The sequence below is a fragment of the Polaromonas sp. CG_9.11 genome, from assembly GCF_015752225.1.
GTDB lineage: Bacteria > Pseudomonadota > Gammaproteobacteria > Burkholderiales > Burkholderiaceae_C > Polaromonas.
Map to the genome: position 1 here is coordinate 198,794 of NZ_JADOVE010000004.1, position 14,912 is coordinate 213,705.

Genomic DNA, 14,912 nt, shown 5'->3' on the forward strand with positions numbered 1-14,912 from the left:
TGAAAGTCCACCCACTCTCTTCTCTCTTAAAGAAGGCGCAAAAAGCTAATGTCAGTTTACAGCATGACGGGCTATGCAAGCCTGCAGTCCAGCACTACGCAGCAAGCCATTGAAACCGAACCGGCACGCAGCAGCAGTTCCCGGCTGGGCGTTGAAATCCGTTCCGTCAACAGCCGCTTCCTGGACCTTGCTTTTCGCCTGCCCGACGAGCTGCGCCAGGCTGAACCTGCGCTGCGCGAGTTGCTCACTGGCAAGCTCAAGCGCGGAAAGGTAGAGATGCGTGTCTCGCTCGAAAGCACTGCTGCCGGCAGCCTGCGCGCGCCTTCAGCGGCCACATTGCAGCGGCTCGGCTCGCTGGAAGACAGCATCAAGTCATGGCTGCCGCAAGCTGCGCCTCTCAGCGTGGCGGACGTACTCCGGATTGCTACGAATGAAGATAAAAAACCGCATGACTACAGCGAGGAATTGCTTGAGACTGCCCGACAGGCGATGAATGAGTTGATGGCGGCGCGGGCGCGGGAAGGCGCACGCCTGAGCCTCATGCTGCTGGACCGGACAGCCCAGTTGCGGGCGCTGGCCGAATCAGCCGTTCCCATGGTCCCAAAACTGGTCGAGCAGCAAAAAACCCGTTTTCTGGAACGCTGGAAAGAAGCTCTGGCGCTGGGCAGCAGCAGCGTGCTGCCGGAAATTGCCCAGGATCGGGCACTGACTGAGGCGACCGCATTTGCCATCCGGATTGATGTGGCCGAGGAAATCACCCGCCTGGCATCGCACCTCGATGAAATCGACCGCCTGCTGGCCAGCGGCGGCGAGCTGGGCAAGCGCCTGGACTTTTTGATTCAGGAACTTCACCGCGAAGCCAATACCCTGGGCTCCAAATCGGCGTCGCTGGAACTAACGCGCGTGTCGGTCGACATGAAGGTGTTGATCGAGCAGATTCGCGAGCAGGTCCAGAACATCGAATGACACCGCATACCCTCTACAACTTCTAAACCAATAGCAAATATTACTTGCCCTGTATGGAATATCCCGGAAATCTATTTGTTGTAGCCGCCCCCAGCGGGGCTGGCAAATCCAGCCTGGTCAAAGCCCTGATGGAACTCGATTCAGCCATTCAGCCGGCGGTTTCACATACCACCCGCCCGCCGCGCGGACAGGAAAAGCATGGCAGAGAATACTTTTTTCTGTCGACTGAAGAGTTTGACGGCATGGTGACGCGCGATGCATTCCTGGAATGGGCGCATGTCCACGGCCACCGCTATGGCACGTCGCGCCACACCATCGAAGAACGAGTAGCGCATGGCGCCGACGTGATTTTGGAAATCGATTTCCAAGGGGCCATCAACATCAAGCAGATTTTTGCCAACGCAGTCCTGATCTTCATTCTTCCGCCAAGCTGGGAAGAACTGCGCTCGCGCCTGCAACGTCGCGGCGAGGACAGTCCTGAGGTCATTGAACTGCGGCTCCAGAACGCTGCCGTGGAGATGGCGCAGGCTCAAAAATTCGACTTCGTTATAATCAATGAATTGTTTGAGCGGGCAGTTTTCGACTTGAAAACCATCGTGCATGCCCAGCGGCTGAAATATTCGGCCCAGCGACGCGCCAGAGCCGAGACTTTCATGGCGCTTCACATTCCTTAAGTTACTGTCCCTAAGTCAACGATCACCTGAAAGAACACCATGGCCCGCATTACCGTTGAAGACTGCCTCGAAAAAATTCCGAACCGCTTCCAACTGGTTTTGGCTGCCACCTATCGCGCTCGCATGCTCAGCCAGGGACATGCCGCCAGGATTGAAAGCAAGAACAAACCCGGCGTCACTGCTCTGCGGGAAATTGCCGCAGGCAAGGTGGGTCTGGAAATGCTTAAAAAAGTCCCTAATTAAATTGATTCAATTTAAAAAAAGCACCTTACGAGGTGCTTTTTTTATTTCAAAAGCCTTTTAAGACCATTTTTCATTAACTTTATTCAGGTAACGTTACATTTAGGGTTATGAACGCAATGCCGACGAACGACGTTCCCTATAAGCCGACACCTGCCGCAGCCAATGCGGCGGCAGCAAGTTTTGCGGCCCTGACGACCAAACTCGACTATCTGAACGCCGCGGACATAGAAAATGTCCGCTTGGCCTACCGCTTTGCCGACGAAGCCCACTTGGGACAGTTGAGAAATAGTGGTGAGCCCTACATCACGCATCCGATCGCGGTGGCCCAGCAATGCGCCGAATGGAAACTTGATGCGCAGGCCCTGATGGCAGCGCTGCTCCACGATGCGATGGAAGACTGCGATGTCAGCAAGCCGGAGTTGATCGAGCGCTTTGGTGCGCCGGTAGCCGATCTGGTCGATGGACTGACCAAGCTGGAAAAACTTGAATTCAACACCCGTGAAGAAAACCAAGCGGAATCTTTCCGTAAGATGCTGCTGGCCATGGCGCGCGATGTCCGGGTCATCCTGATCAAACTGGCAGACCGCATTCACAACATGCGAACACTTGGCGACGCGCCGCGTTCGAAATGGAACAGGATTGCCAGCGAAACGCTGGATATCTATGCCCCGATTGCGTATCGATTGGGCCTGAACTCAACCTATCGTGAACTGCAGGACCGGTCGTTTCAGCACCTGCATCCGTGGCGTTATGCCATTTTGACCAAAGCACTGACCCGTGCGCGGGGGCGCCGCCGCGACGTGATCAAGCGGGTGCAGTCTGAAGTCGAAGCGGCTTTTGCTACGGCGCAGATTCCCGTGCGGATTTACGGACGTGAAAAAACGCTTTATTCGATTTACCACAAGATGGACCAAAAGCACCTGTCTTTTGCGCAGGTGACCGACCTTTACGGGTTTCGGGTCATTCTGAACGAGGTAACGACCTGCTACAGCGCCATGGGTATCCTGCACCAGCTTTACAAACCCTTGCCGGGTAAGTTTAAGGACTACATTGCCATTCCCAAGGTTAATGGCTACCAGTCGTTGCACACCACACTGGTCGGCCCATTTGGAACCAACATCGAGTTCCAGATGCGCACCGATGCGATGCATGTAGTGGCAGAGGCAGGCGTGGCGGCCCACTGGCTTTACAAGGCGTCCGATCCAAACAGCGACACCTCGCAGCGCCTGGGAACCAAGTGGCTGCAATCGCTGCTCGACATCCAGAATGAAACCCATGACGCAGCCGAGTTCTGGGACCATGTCAAAATCGATCTGTTTCCTGAGGCGGTCTACGTCTTCACTCCGAAAAGCCAGATCATGGCGATGCCGCGAGGCGCCACGATTGTCGACTTTGCCTATGCCATTCACAGCGACGTCGGCCACCATGCGATTGCCGCCAAGGTCAATGGCGAACAGGTTCCGCTGCGTACTGAACTGCTGAACGGCGATGTTATCGAAATCATCACCGCACCGGTTTCCACTCCGAATCCAGCCTGGCTGGGATTTGTCCGTACCGGCAAGGCGCGTTCAAAAATTCGCCATCATCTCAAGAGCATGGCGATCACGGAATCCCAGGAACTTGGTGAAAAAATGCTCGCCCAGGCGCTGCGAGCAGAGGGCATAGACCGGCAGCGTCTTTCAGAAGACGACGACGCGCATCACGCGACCTGGGAAAAAATCCTTCGCTTTACTGGCAACCGCTCGCGCGCCGAGTTGCTGACTGACATCGGCTTGGGCAAGCGCATTGCCAGCATGATCGCCAAGCGTATCGTCGCCTTTCTGGCTGAGAAAGGCGAGAAACCTGATGCCTTGCTGATGAGCCGGGAACGCTACATTCCGCAGGAATCCATTTCGCAAGGGGGCTTGGTGCTTGATGGCAGTGAGAAAAGCTCTGTCCAGTTCGCACGGTGCTGCAGCCCGATTCCCGGCGATGCCATCGTAGGTTATCTTGGGCGGGGCGAAGGCCTGTTTGTTCACACCGAGGACTGCGCAGTGGCCAAGCGGCTTCAGCAACGTGACATTGAAAGGTTCATTGCCGTCGACTGGTCAGACGAGCCCACCAGAACGTTTGAAACCAATCTCATGGTCACGGTGTCCAATGGAAAGGGTGTGCTGGCCAAGGTGGCTGCCGCGCTGGCCAGCGCCGAGGTGGACATTACCCATGTGGACATGGGGCATGAACCGGCAAACGGCGCCACTGACCTCAGGTTCAGCGTGGCGGTGCGTGACCGTGTTCACCTGGCCGCAGCGATGCGCAATGTCAAGCGTGCCCCATCTGTGCTTCGGGTTCAGCGGTTCAAGGCCGGCGCATGAAGGGCTTGGCTTTTGCATTGGAGGACGGGACGGATCAGCCTTTCCCAACCGCCCTGCCGGCCTTCGGATAGTCTACTTTCAGTACTTCCAGCAACTGCGTTCCCTGCGGTGTGACCAAGGTCACTTCATCGCCTTTCCGCGCCTTCAATAGCGCGTGGGCCACCGGCGAAATCCAGCTGATCTGCCCCATGGCACTGATGGCTTCGTCAACGCCCAGAATGGTCACGGTCCTTTCGTGCCCCTGGTCGTCGGCATAGGTGACCGTCGCGCCAAAAAATACCTGGTCATTACCATAGTGGATGCCAGGGTCGGTGATTTCGGCGATTTCGAGACGCTGTGTCAAAAAGCGGATACGCCGGTCAATCTCTCGAAGCCGCTTCTTGCCGTAGAGGTAATCGCCATTTTCCGAACGATCGCCGTTGCTTGCCGCCCAGTGCACGATATCGACGACCTTGGGCCGCTCCTTGTCGATCAGATCGAGGAGTTCCAGACGCAAGCGCTCATAGCCCTCAGGCGTGATGTAGTTCTTGCCACTTGCTGAAAGACGGGGTGCGGGGAATTCGTCTTCGTCGTCAGCATCGGTTTCTTTGGTGAAGGCTTTGTTCATTCTGGTGCCAGAATAGCATTCACACGCATGCAGTTGCCAGCGTCGAAACGCATAAGAAAAAAAAGCTGTAACTTTCGTTGCAGGCTTTTCATTTGCACCGCGCATCGCAATGCACCTTGCGCACTGCAAATGCCTGCGCATCACAACCAAACTCAGTCCCTTTGCGTTTTGCTGCAAACTGCTCATGCATCTTGCAACGCGTACGCCAAGCTTCAGCTTTTCATGGCGGCTGCGTAACAGCAGGTCGAAAAATGATCCCTCTACTTCAGCCACACGAGGCTTCTTTACAGTCAGCGGTCTTGTCCTACGTCACTGCAAGCGTGGCTTCAGAAAATAACCCTATGATTTTTCCGACAATTGAGGTTCATTCGGACGGACTGACTGTTTATGCAGGTTGCTGTCGATAGTGATGTTTCCGCCATCCAAATTGACGCCTGTCATATTGACGCAATACCCATCACCAACCATGCTGAAAATGAATGGAGCGAGATGCCTGATCCTAGGGTTAATACAGACCTTCCAAATCTCGGCGTTGTTGTCTCAGTGCGCGGCAGCGTCGTGGATGTGCGGTTCAATGAAAATTTACCACCGATCCACAGCATGCTGCATGCCGACGAAGGGCGCATCATCGTCGAGGTGCTCGCGCAGCGTGACCTGCAGCATGTGCGCGCAATTGCACTGACACCAACACAAGGCCTGGCGCGTGGCATGACCGTGACGGACACCGGCGGGCCGTTGAAGGCGCTCGTCGGCAAGGGAATTCTTTCTCGCATGTTCGATGTTTTTGGTAATGCGATCGACCGCCAGCCGGCACCTACAGATGTCCAATGGCGTTCCGTGCATCGCGCGCCGCCAACACTGGTCAAACGTTCGACCCACTCTGAAATTTTCGAAACCGGTATCAAAGTCATCGATGTATTGCTGCCGCTGGAACGCGGCGGCAAGGCTGGACTCTTCGGCGGCGCGGGGGTTGGCAAAACAGTGTTGCTGACGGAGATGATTCACAACATGGTCGGGCATCAGGAGGGCGTCAGTATTTTTTGCGGCATTGGCGAACGGTGCCGTGAAGGAGAAGAGCTTTACCGCGAAATGAAGGCCGCCGGCGTGCTGCCCAACATGGTGATGATCTTCGGCCAGATGAACGAGCCGCCGGGCAGCCGGTTCCGGGTTGGTCACGCGGCGCTGACCATAGCCGAGTATTTTCGGGACGACGAGCACCGCGATGTGCTGCTGCTCATCGACAACATCTTCCGGTTCATCCAGGCCGGCTCCGAAGTGTCCGGCCTGATGGGGCGGATGCCGTCGCGTCTGGGCTACCAGCCCACGATGGGAACCGAATTGTCGGGGCTGGAGGAGCGCATCGCCAACACCGACACGGGCGCCATCACCTCGATTCAGGCGGTGTATGTGCCGGCAGACGATTTCACCGATCCGGCGGCGGTGCATACGTTTTCGCATCTTTCCGCTTCCATCGTGCTCTCGCGCAAGCGAGCCAGCGAAGGCCTTTATCCGGCCATTGATCCGCTGCAGTCGAGTTCCAAAATGGCCACGCCTGGCATCGTGGGCGAACGGCATTACGCGCTGGCCCAGGAAATCCGGCGCACGCTGGCCCAATATGCGCAGCTCAAGGACATTATTGCCATGCTCGGGCTAGAGCAACTGTCGCCGGAAGACCGCAACGTGGTCGGCCGAGCGCGCCGGCTGGAGCGGTTCCTGACCCAGCCGTTTTTCACGACCGAGCAGTTCACCGGCATACAGGGCAAGCTGGTCAGCCTGGAGGATTCGCTGGACGGTTGCGAACGCATCCTGCACGACGAATTCAAGGATTACCCGGAGAGTGCGCTCTACATGATCGGGAAGATTGACGAAGCGAAGGCGAAACAGCCCAAGACAGAAACCAAGCCAGAGTTAGAGACAAAAACGGCCGACACCCATGAATCTTAAGATTCTGCTGCCTTTCAAGGTGTTTGCCGAAAAAACAGACGTGTCGCGCATCGTCTCTGAAACCCGTGCGGGCTCGTTTGGCTTGCTGCCGCACCGGCGCGATTGCGTGGCGGCGCTGCAGCCAGGCATCCTGATCTACGAAACAGCGGCTGACGGGGAAGTTTTTGTGGCCGTCGATGGCGGCGTGCTGGTCAAGACCGGGCCGGATGTGCTGGTTTCCGTGCGGCGAGCCATGGGGGGCGCGGACCTCGGCCAATTGCGCCAGGCGGTGGAGCAGGAGTTTTTGGCGCTGGACGCGCATGAGCAAAACGTGCGCTCGGTCCTGGTGAAACTGGAAACCGGTTTTTTGCGCCGGTTCGCGACTTTGCAGCATGACTGATCCGTTTGAGAAAAACTTGAAAAAAGAACCCGGCCTGGCCGAGCAGGTCGGTGTCAAGGCTGCGCGCAAGCTCAAGGCGCAGCGCAACGCCACGCCCGGCATGTGGTCGGGTCTGGGGTTGATGGGGGTCATCGGCTGGTCGGTCGTAGTGCCGACCCTGCTGGGCGCTGCGCTCGGCCTCTGGCTGGACCGGCGCTACCCGGGAGGCCGCTCGTGGACGCTGGCCTTGTTGCTGGCCGGGCTGACGCTGGGCTGTCTGAACGCATGGCACTGGGTGAGCCAGGAAGACCAGGCCATGCGGGAAGAACAGGAAAATGATGATGAATGAAACACTGGCCCTGGCCCTGGTGCTGGCCTGGATTGCAGGTGGTGCGATGGGTGCGTTTTTTTTCGGCGGCCTGTGGTGGACCGTCAGAAAGAGTCTTGCTTCCCGGCAGCCCGCCGTCTGGGTGTTTTGCAGCCTGCTGCTGCGCATGGGCGTCACGATGACCGGTTTTTACGTTGTTTCGGGTGCCAACTGGCAACGTTTGCTGGCTTGCGTGGTCGGTTTTTTCATGGCGCGCCATATCGTGATTCGGCTGACCCGGTCGCCTGAAGATAGTCCGGCACGCAAGCCGAATGAGGCACGCCATGCGCCTTAGCCCCGATGAAATCATCTTCTGGCAAGTCGGATTTTTCAAGCTCAACGCCACCATTGCCTATACCTGGGCCCTGATGCTGGTACTGGTGGTGGGCTCTCGCCTCATCACGCGCCATCTTTCCACCGATCACAAGCGTTCCCGGTGGCAGAACCTGCTTGAAATCGTCGTGACCGGCATCGAGAATCAGATTGCAGAGGTCGGCTTAAGCAATCCGCGCAAATACATGGGCTTTCTGGGCACGCTGTTTCTTTTTGTCGCCATGGCCAGCCTGTGTACCGTCATTCCGGGCTATGAGCCGCCGACCGGGTCGCTGTCCACCACCGCAGCGCTTGCCCTGTGCGTGATGGTGGCCGTGCCGCTGTTCGGCATCGAGGACCAGGGCGTGGGCGGCTACCTCAAGTCCTACCTGGAGCCGACCGCCATCATGCTGCCGTTCAACCTCATCAGTGAAATCTCGCGCACGCTGGCGCTGGCCGTGCGCCTGTTTGGCAACATGATGAGCGGGGCCATGATCATCGGCATTCTCCTGAGCATCACGCCCTTCATCTTTCCCATCGTCATGACGGTGCTGGGCCTGCTCACGGGGATAGTGCAGGCTTACATCTTCAGCATCCTGGCGGCGGTTTACATCGCCGCCGCCACCCATGTGCGCAAGCCCAAGCCTGAGCCGGCGCCCAAAATTTGAACACAACTTACCTATCAAGGACTCGCTATGGACAGCCTGACAATCATCGCGGTGGCATCCATCGTCATCGCCGGCCTCACCACGGGTTTTGGCACCATGGGCCCCGCCTTCGCAGAAGGGCGCGCCGTTGCGACGGCGCTCACTGCACTGGCGCAGCAACCCGACGCCTCGGCCACGATCACCCGGACCTTGTTCGTGGGCCTGGCGATGATCGAATCCACCGCGATCTATTGCTTCGTGGTGTCGATGATCCTGATTTTTGCCAACCCGTTCTGGAATTACGGCATCGCCGCCCTGGCTGCCGCAAAGTAAGCCATGCTTTTTGACTGGTTCACCGTCGGTGCGCAAACGCTCAACTTTCTCGTCCTTGTGTGGTTGATGAAGCGCTTTCTTTACAAACCTGTCCTCGACGCCATTGACGCGCGGGAAAAACGGATTGCCCTGGCCCTTGCCGACGCCACCGCGAAAAAGGGAGAAGCCCAGAAAGAACGCGACGAATTCCAGAAAAAAAATGAGGTGTTTGATCAATCGCGCAACAGGCAGCTGAGCCAGCTCCAGGACGAGATCAAGACCGAACGGCAGCGCTTGCTGGAGGATGCCCGGCAGGCCGCCAATGCCTTGCGCGTCAAAGGGCAGGACGCGTTGAGCAGCGAACTGCAGTCCCTGCACCAGGACATCGCCCGCCGCAGCCGCGAGGAAGTGTTGGCCATTGCACAAAAGGTGCTGACCGATCTGGCGGGCGCAACGCTTGAAGAACGCATGGGCACGGTGTTCACGCAGCGCTTGCGAGCGCTTGACGATGCGGGAAAGGCCGGCCTCGCCAAGGCGCTAAAAACAGCGTCCGGCACCGTGCTCGTGCGCAGCGCCTTCGAACTGTCGCCGGCGCAGCGGGACGCGATACAAAGCGCGCTCAATGAAACCTTCTCGTGCGACATCCAGATCACGTTCGACACGACGCCGGACCTGATCAGCGGCATCGAACTCTCGGCCAACGGATGGAAGGTTGCCTGGAATATCGCGGATTTTCTCGCCTCACTGGAGCAGCGCATTGACGAACGCATCAAGGAGCAGTCCGAACCGCAAGTCCATCCCGCCGCGCCAGAGAAGGCCCCATGAGCGCGCCCTCTGACACCCTGAAAAGTGTCCTGGACAACACCTTTGCGGGCCTGAGCCAGGGACGCGACACCTACCAGGCGCAATTGACGCCGCAGGAGGTGGGCACGATCACCAGCGTCTCGACCGCCATTGCCATGGTTTCCGGCCTGCCTGGCGTGGGCTACGACGAGCTGGTGAAGTTTCCCGGCAATGTGTTTGGCATTGCCTTCAATGTGGACGAGACTGAAATCGGCGTTGTGCTGCTGGGCGACTATTCGCGTCTGCACGCGGGCGATAAAGTCGAGCGCACCGGGCGGGTGATGGATGTCATCGTGGGCGACGGCTTGCTGGGCCGGGTGATTGACCCGCTGGGCCGCCCGCTCGACGGCCAGGGGCCGGTGGCCCCCAGCACACGATTTCCCATTGAACGGCCCGCAGCGCCCATCATGGACCGCGCACCCGTGACCGTGCCGCTGCAGACCGGCCTGAAGGTCGTCGATGCGCTCATTCCGATCGGGCGCGGCCAGCGCGAGCTGATTCTGGGCGACCGGCAGACCGGCAAGACCGCCATTGCGATTGACACCATCCTCAACCAGCGTGGCCAGGATGTGGTGTGCGTCTATTGCGCGATTGGCCAGCGTGCTTCCGCCGTGGCGAAGGCGGCCGCCGTATTTAAGGACAAGGGCGCGATGGCGTACACCGTCGTGGTGGTCACCGAGGGCAATGATCCGCCGGGCCTGGCCTATATTGCCCCCTATGCCGCGACCAGCATCGCCGAGCATTTCATGGAAGCGGGCCGCGACGTGCTGATCGTCTACGACGACCTCACGCAGCATGCCCGCGCCTACCGCGAGCTGTCGCTGCTGCTGCGCCGCCCGCCCGGACGCGAAGCCTTTCCCGGCGACATTTTCTACATCCACTCGCGCCTGCTGGAACGCGCGACCCATTTGCGTGACGAGCGCGGCGGCGGCTCGCTCACGGCCTTGCCGATTATCGAGACGGAAGCGCAGAACATTTCCGCCTACATCCCGACCAACCTGATCTCCATTACCGACGGGCAGATCTACCTTTCGCCCTCGCTGTTCGAGCTCGGCGTTTTGCCTGCCGTCGATGTAGGTAAATCCGTCTCGCGCGTAGGCGGCAAGGCGCAACGCGCCTCCTACCGGGCGGTGGCCGGCGACCTCAAGCTCGCTTACGCCCAGTTCGAAGAGCTGGAAACCTTTGCCCGCTTTGGCGCCAGGCTGGACGAAAGCACCACCCAAATCATCGAGCACGGCCGGCGTATTCGGGCTTGTCTGAAGCAGCCGCAATCTGCGCCAGTGTCGGTGGCCGCACAAATTGCGGTACTCATGGCATTGACTGAAAAACTCTTTGACAGCGTGCCGCTTGACCGGATGAGAGAAGCCGAGCACGCCGTGCGCGAGGCCGCAATCCAGCTGCCCGACGAGGTGCATGCACGTTTCGATACCGCCGCCAAACTGAGTGATGAAGATCGGGATGCCATTGTCCAGATCGCCCGCACCGCGCTTGCCAGCTTTCAGCCCGAGACGGCGCCCAAGCCTGAAGCGGACGTCGGCCTCCAGACCAAGTCGGCCGGCAGGGCATCGGCATGAGCGACACCACCGCCAGCCTGAGCCGCAAGATTGGCACGGCGGGCGACCTTCAATCCGTGGTGCGCACGATGAAGGCGGTGGCCGCGTCCAGCATCGGTCAATACGAAAGTGCTGTGCGCGCCCTGGATGATTACTACCGCACGGTGCAATTGGGGTTAGTCGCCTGCTTGCGCGAGATGGAGCGGCCTGCTGCCCCGGCGCCAGCACAGCGCAGGCAAACCGGGCCAATCGCCGCCGTGGTGTTCGGCTCCGACCAGGGGCTGGTCGGCCAGTTCAACGACGTGATGGCCGATTTTGTGGTCAAAACGCTGGAGGATTTGGCAGTTAAAAAGACCGTCTGGACCGTCGGCGAGCGCATCCGGTCGCGGCTGGCGGAAACAGATTTGCGCTTGGACAAAAGCTTCATTCTTCCGGGCTCCATTGGCGCGATCACACCGCTGGTCGGGCAGATTCTTATCGAGATCGAAACGCTTCGTGAAAAAGGTGAGATCGTACAGGTCTACGTTTTTCACAACAGCCCCCAAGCCGGGGCAATTTACAGCCCCACTTGCCAGCGGCTGCTGCCGCTGGACGCGGTCTGGCGGCGTCAGTTGACGGCGACGGCCTGGCCGACCAAAATTTTGCCGGAGGTCATGAATGGCGGGGCGGCGACCTTGCTGGCTTTCGTGCGGGAATACCTGTTCGTCTCGCTGTTCAGGCCCTGCGCCGAATCCCTCGCCAGCGAAAACGCCAGTCGCCTGGCCGCCATGCAGCGGGCTGAAAAAAATATCGAGGAACTGCTGGAAGACTTGAATCGCTCGTTTCATCGCCTGCGCCAAAGTGGCATCGACGAGGAGTTATTCGATGTCATCTCCGGCTTCGAGGCGCTGACAGGCGGCTAAACCCGACTGAATGCACAGGCTGAAAGCAGAGCCATCAAGTGCGAACAAAAAATTTATTCTCAGAAAGGTAAATCACTGACTGACCTTACGCAGCGCAAATGAATTCGATAGTCTCCAGATTTGAGGGGTGCAGAAATGAACAATTCTGAACTGGAGTTGTACACGGACTATTTGTTGAGCACGTTTGGTGCGGCGACGGCGACTGGGCTGTCGAAGATGGTGGATGGCGCGGTAAGCCATGACCGGATCAGGCAGTTTTTTTCATAGCAGGAGTACACGTCCCGGGACTTGTGGCTGCAAGTCAAGGCGATGGTAAGAACGATGGACCACCAAAAAGCTCAAGCGAAAAAGTGAGGTCGCCAAAAATGAGCTGCTGCGCGAGATGATTGAGACGTGCCTGCGAAACGGGTTGAAGTTTCGCTTTTGCCTGATGGACAGCTGATTTGCTTCGCAAGAAAACTTTGACTTCATCACCGCACGGGGGCGCCAGTTTATTGCCGCGCTCAATGACAACCGGCTAGTGGCGCTGAGCGGTAAGCGCGCGGCCAACACACCTTGACGGCGCAGGCGTTATGTGACGAGTGGCTGCCAGCGATGCGGCAGCAGTTCTTCAATGCGGCTGTTCTTGTGCGTGGGCAGGCGTGCCAGCACATCTTTCAGGTAGGCATACGGATCGTGGACATTGAGCTTGGCGCTCTGAATCAGACTCATCACCGCAGCGGCGCGTTGCCCGGCGCGCAGTGACCCCGCAAACAACCAATTGTTTCTGCCGACAGCTATCGGGCGAATCTGGTTCTCGATCCAGTTATTGTCGACAGGCAGTTGCCCATCGTCCAAAAATCGGGTCAGTGCAACCCAGCGCTTTAGCCGTCGCCGAGCCGTCCGTGATCTTCTGGCGCTGCAGCAGCATCCACTGGTGAAATGCGTCAGCCAGTGGTTTAGATCGGGTTTGCCGGATGTGTCTCGGAGAATGTCAACCTAGTGTCGTGTCACGAGTTAATTGACGTATGACAATAGGGGGATGGAACATTATAAAGTCACCTTGTCAGAGCAAGAAAGAGCCGAGCTGCAAGACATTGCCAGCAAAGGCACCCACGCGGAGGCCAAAGTCATCAACGCCCTGATTTTGCTCAACTGTGACCAGTCGGGCGGCCGTAGCGAGCGGCCTAGGAGCAGCGACATTGCGACGATGCCGGTGGCTGTCAAGCAAGTTGTCGCCTAAAGTGAAGTGAGTCAGGCTACTTTTTGCGTGTTTCGAAGCTCCTTGATTTGTGGGGTTTCTGGGTTGAGGTGAACGGTATCGACATGCGCCCACTGGCGAGGCTGCCCTGACCAGCGCTGGGGATTTTCCTGGCGGGCCTGTTCATAGACGAGCGCGCGCTCCTCAAGCAGGGCCCGGTCCAGGCCGGCATGGCGCTGCGCCGGCGTCACGAAGCCGATGGCGCTGTGGCGATGCTCGTGGTTGTACCAGTGCGCCAGGTCCGTCACCCAGCGGCGCGCGGCTAGCAAGTTCTCAAACGGCTTGACAGGCAGCTGGGGGCGATACTTCAGCGTTCTGAAGGCCGATTCCACGTAAGGGTTGTCATTGCTCACGGACGGTCGGCTGCGCGTGTGGGCCACACCCAAACGCTGCATCGTGGCCAGCATGGTTTCGCCCTTCATGGGCGCGCCATTGTCCGAATGCACCGTCAGCTGACCCGGCGCAATGCCATGGCGCAGGCAAATGTCGCTCAGCAACTGACTCGCCAGAGCAGCACTTTCGTGATCGAACACCTGCCAGCCAACGATTCTGGCGGCTGAACAGGTCTTCAAACAGGTACAGGTAAAAGTGCTGGCCGCGCACCTGGGTGGGCAGATACGTGATATCCCGGCAGAACACCTGATCGGGCCCCGTGGCAGCCAAAGCGCGCGGCCGGCTGCGCTTTTGCGCGGCACGTCCCGAGCGCCGATGGGCCAGCTGGCCCTCTTGTTGCAGCAGTCGGTACATCGTGGACTCGGAGGCCACATAGACGCCTGTGTCAGCCGGGCGAGGCACGATCTGGCTCGGCGGCAGGTCCTTGAACGCTTCGCTGTTGAGCGTGGCCATCACGGTCTGGCGTTCGTCCTCGCACAGCTTGTTGGGCGGGCACACGTAGCGCCGCTTGCCTGATTCGCGCTGGTCCCCTTCAGGCGCACTCATGCGCTGCCAGCGCTGCACGCTGCGGCACGACTGGCCGATCTGACGGCAAGCCCGCTTCAAGCGCGCCCCGTCGGCGCAAGCCTTGTCAATCAGGCCAAGCAACTTTTGGCGCTGCTGGACGGACGTCATTTGTCCGCGCCCTCCAGCAGCGCCTTGGCAGGTTTTTTTGCAACACCAGTAACGCTGCCACCTCGGCGAGCGCTTTCTCCTTGCGCCGCAGCTCGCGCTGCAACTGATCGTGCTGGCGCTGCAGCTCGCGAAAGGCCCCGCTAGCCTCGCGCGAGGCGGGCGTGATCGGGGTGCAGAAGTTTTCGCGCCACTGCGTCAGCTGGTGCTCGAACACGCCGCGCTCGCGGCACCACGCCCCCAGCGCTGCATCGCTCAGCCCATAGCTTTCCTGCAAGGCCGTCAGCCGTTGCAATGGCGACCAAGCCATAGCCAAGCCGTCCAGTGCAAGGCTTGGCTCCCCGCGTGCCTGTCCGGCCGCCTTGCCTGAGTCCAGTACCCATCTCTTGAGGGTGCCGGGCGACATGTTCAACTCGCTGGCAAGGCTTAATGGGTATTCCGGGCGAACGTGAACAGCCATTCCAGTGAACGTGAACGCTGGAATGAGTAGCTCGCGGGGACCGATTCCGGGCGCGTGAACGCTGA

At 59.0% G+C, this 14,912-nt stretch carries 19 protein-coding genes and 1 pseudogene; 15 read left to right on the forward strand and 5 right to left on the reverse strand.

Features of this window, described 5'->3' with window-relative positions; all coding sequences use genetic code 11:
- The first annotated feature begins 48 nt into the window (after positions 1-48).
- From IWX85_RS05500 to IWX85_RS05515, 4 genes are all read left to right on the forward strand, one after another.
- Positions 49-966 carry a YicC/YloC family endoribonuclease gene (locus tag IWX85_RS05500; protein WP_196869022.1) on the forward strand — a complete coding sequence of 306 codons (918 nt, stop codon included), beginning with the start codon at positions 49-51 and terminating at the stop codon, positions 964-966.
- A 53-nt stretch (positions 967-1,019) separates the two neighbouring features.
- Positions 1,020-1,640, forward strand: a complete 621-nt coding sequence (gene gmk / locus IWX85_RS05505) for a guanylate kinase (protein ID WP_036809384.1) — start codon at positions 1,020-1,022, stop codon at positions 1,638-1,640.
- Positions 1,641-1,679: 39 nt separating this feature from the next.
- On the forward strand, positions 1,680-1,883 hold the full coding sequence (gene rpoZ / locus IWX85_RS05510; RefSeq protein ID WP_029523754.1) for a DNA-directed RNA polymerase subunit omega: 204 nt from the start codon (positions 1,680-1,682) through the stop codon (positions 1,881-1,883).
- Between the two features lie 116 nt (positions 1,884-1,999).
- Complete coding sequence (locus tag IWX85_RS05515; RefSeq protein ID WP_196869043.1) at positions 2,000-4,237, forward strand: bifunctional (p)ppGpp synthetase/guanosine-3',5'-bis(diphosphate) 3'-pyrophosphohydrolase; 2,238 nt, start codon at positions 2,000-2,002, stop codon at positions 4,235-4,237.
- Between the two features lie 34 nt (positions 4,238-4,271).
- Here the strand turns inward: IWX85_RS05515 and greB are convergent, their stop codons facing one another.
- Positions 4,272-4,844 (reverse strand): transcription elongation factor GreB, encoded by a 573-nt coding sequence (gene greB, locus IWX85_RS05520; protein ID WP_196869044.1) that lies wholly within the window; start codon positions 4,842-4,844, stop codon positions 4,272-4,274.
- Between the two features lie 489 nt (positions 4,845-5,333).
- Here greB and atpD point away from each other — a divergent pair, with 489 nt between their 5' ends.
- The 10 genes from atpD (at position 5,334) to IWX85_RS20710 (ending at position 12,349) form a co-directional block, all read left to right on the forward strand.
- Positions 5,334-6,788, forward strand: a complete 1,455-nt coding sequence (atpD, locus tag IWX85_RS05525; RefSeq protein ID WP_196869045.1) for a F0F1 ATP synthase subunit beta — start codon at positions 5,334-5,336, stop codon at positions 6,786-6,788.
- The gene (locus tag IWX85_RS05530; protein WP_036809369.1) at positions 6,778-7,167 is read left to right on the forward strand and encodes a F0F1 ATP synthase subunit epsilon; all 390 of its coding nucleotides are present in this window, start codon (positions 6,778-6,780) and stop codon (positions 7,165-7,167) included. Before atpD ends, IWX85_RS05530 begins: the two co-directional genes overlap by 11 nt.
- Before the next feature lie 16 nt (positions 7,168-7,183).
- A complete protein-coding gene (locus IWX85_RS05535; RefSeq protein ID WP_231379547.1) occupies positions 7,184-7,495 on the forward strand; it encodes an AtpZ/AtpI family protein in 312 nt (103 codons plus the stop codon).
- On the forward strand, positions 7,488-7,808 hold the full coding sequence (locus tag IWX85_RS05540) for an ATP synthase subunit I (protein ID WP_231379548.1): 321 nt from the start codon (positions 7,488-7,490) through the stop codon (positions 7,806-7,808). Before IWX85_RS05535 ends, IWX85_RS05540 begins: the two co-directional genes overlap by 8 nt.
- Entirely contained in the window at positions 7,798-8,493 is a 696-nt protein-coding gene (locus tag IWX85_RS05545; protein WP_196869025.1) for a F0F1 ATP synthase subunit A, read from the forward strand. The genes IWX85_RS05540 and IWX85_RS05545 overlap by 11 nt, the downstream gene beginning before the upstream one ends.
- A gap of 27 nt (positions 8,494-8,520) precedes the next feature.
- The gene (locus IWX85_RS05550) at positions 8,521-8,805 is read left to right on the forward strand and encodes a F0F1 ATP synthase subunit C (protein WP_036809362.1); all 285 of its coding nucleotides are present in this window, start codon (positions 8,521-8,523) and stop codon (positions 8,803-8,805) included.
- Positions 8,806-8,808: 3 nt separating this feature from the next.
- Positions 8,809-9,609, forward strand: coding sequence for a F0F1 ATP synthase subunit delta (locus tag IWX85_RS05555; RefSeq protein ID WP_196869026.1), 801 nt, complete (start codon positions 8,809-8,811; stop codon positions 9,607-9,609).
- Positions 9,606-11,201 (forward strand): alternate F1F0 ATPase, F1 subunit alpha, encoded by a 1,596-nt coding sequence (locus tag IWX85_RS05560; protein WP_196869027.1) that lies wholly within the window; start codon positions 9,606-9,608, stop codon positions 11,199-11,201. Before IWX85_RS05555 ends, IWX85_RS05560 begins: the two co-directional genes overlap by 4 nt.
- Positions 11,198-12,082, forward strand: coding sequence for a F0F1 ATP synthase subunit gamma (locus IWX85_RS05565; RefSeq protein ID WP_196869028.1), 885 nt, complete (start codon positions 11,198-11,200; stop codon positions 12,080-12,082). The genes IWX85_RS05560 and IWX85_RS05565 overlap by 4 nt, the downstream gene beginning before the upstream one ends.
- 135 nt (positions 12,083-12,217) lie before the next feature.
- Positions 12,218-12,349: a hypothetical protein gene (locus IWX85_RS20710; RefSeq protein ID WP_255529376.1), complete on the forward strand. Its 132-nt coding sequence runs from the start codon at positions 12,218-12,220 to the stop codon at positions 12,347-12,349.
- Positions 12,350-12,652: 303 nt separating this feature from the next.
- Here IWX85_RS20710 and IWX85_RS05575 read toward each other — a convergent pair whose 3' ends face one another.
- Positions 12,653-13,054 (reverse strand): transposase, encoded by a 402-nt coding sequence (locus IWX85_RS05575; protein WP_370584225.1) that lies wholly within the window; start codon positions 13,052-13,054, stop codon positions 12,653-12,655.
- Positions 13,055-13,103: 49 nt separating this feature from the next.
- Here IWX85_RS05575 and IWX85_RS05580 point away from each other — a divergent pair.
- Positions 13,104-13,274: pseudogene (locus IWX85_RS05580) on the forward strand (IS630 family transposase); the annotation flags it as partial.
- Between the two features lie 41 nt (positions 13,275-13,315).
- On the opposite strand, the gene IWX85_RS05585 reads toward IWX85_RS05580, so the two are convergent.
- The 3 genes from IWX85_RS05585 to IWX85_RS05590 form a co-directional block, all read right to left on the reverse strand.
- Positions 13,316-13,675, reverse strand: coding sequence for an integrase core domain-containing protein (locus tag IWX85_RS05585; RefSeq protein ID WP_370584221.1), 360 nt, complete (start codon positions 13,673-13,675; stop codon positions 13,316-13,318).
- Positions 13,665-14,390 carry a hypothetical protein gene (locus tag IWX85_RS20320; RefSeq protein WP_231379549.1) on the reverse strand — a complete coding sequence of 242 codons (726 nt, stop codon included), beginning with the start codon at positions 14,388-14,390 and terminating at the stop codon, positions 13,665-13,667. The genes IWX85_RS05585 and IWX85_RS20320 overlap by 11 nt, the downstream gene beginning before the upstream one ends.
- Positions 14,347-14,912 (reverse strand): hypothetical protein (locus tag IWX85_RS05590; protein WP_196869030.1); only part of this gene is annotated, 566 nt, incomplete at its 5' end. The genes IWX85_RS05590 and IWX85_RS20320, both read right to left, overlap by 44 nt.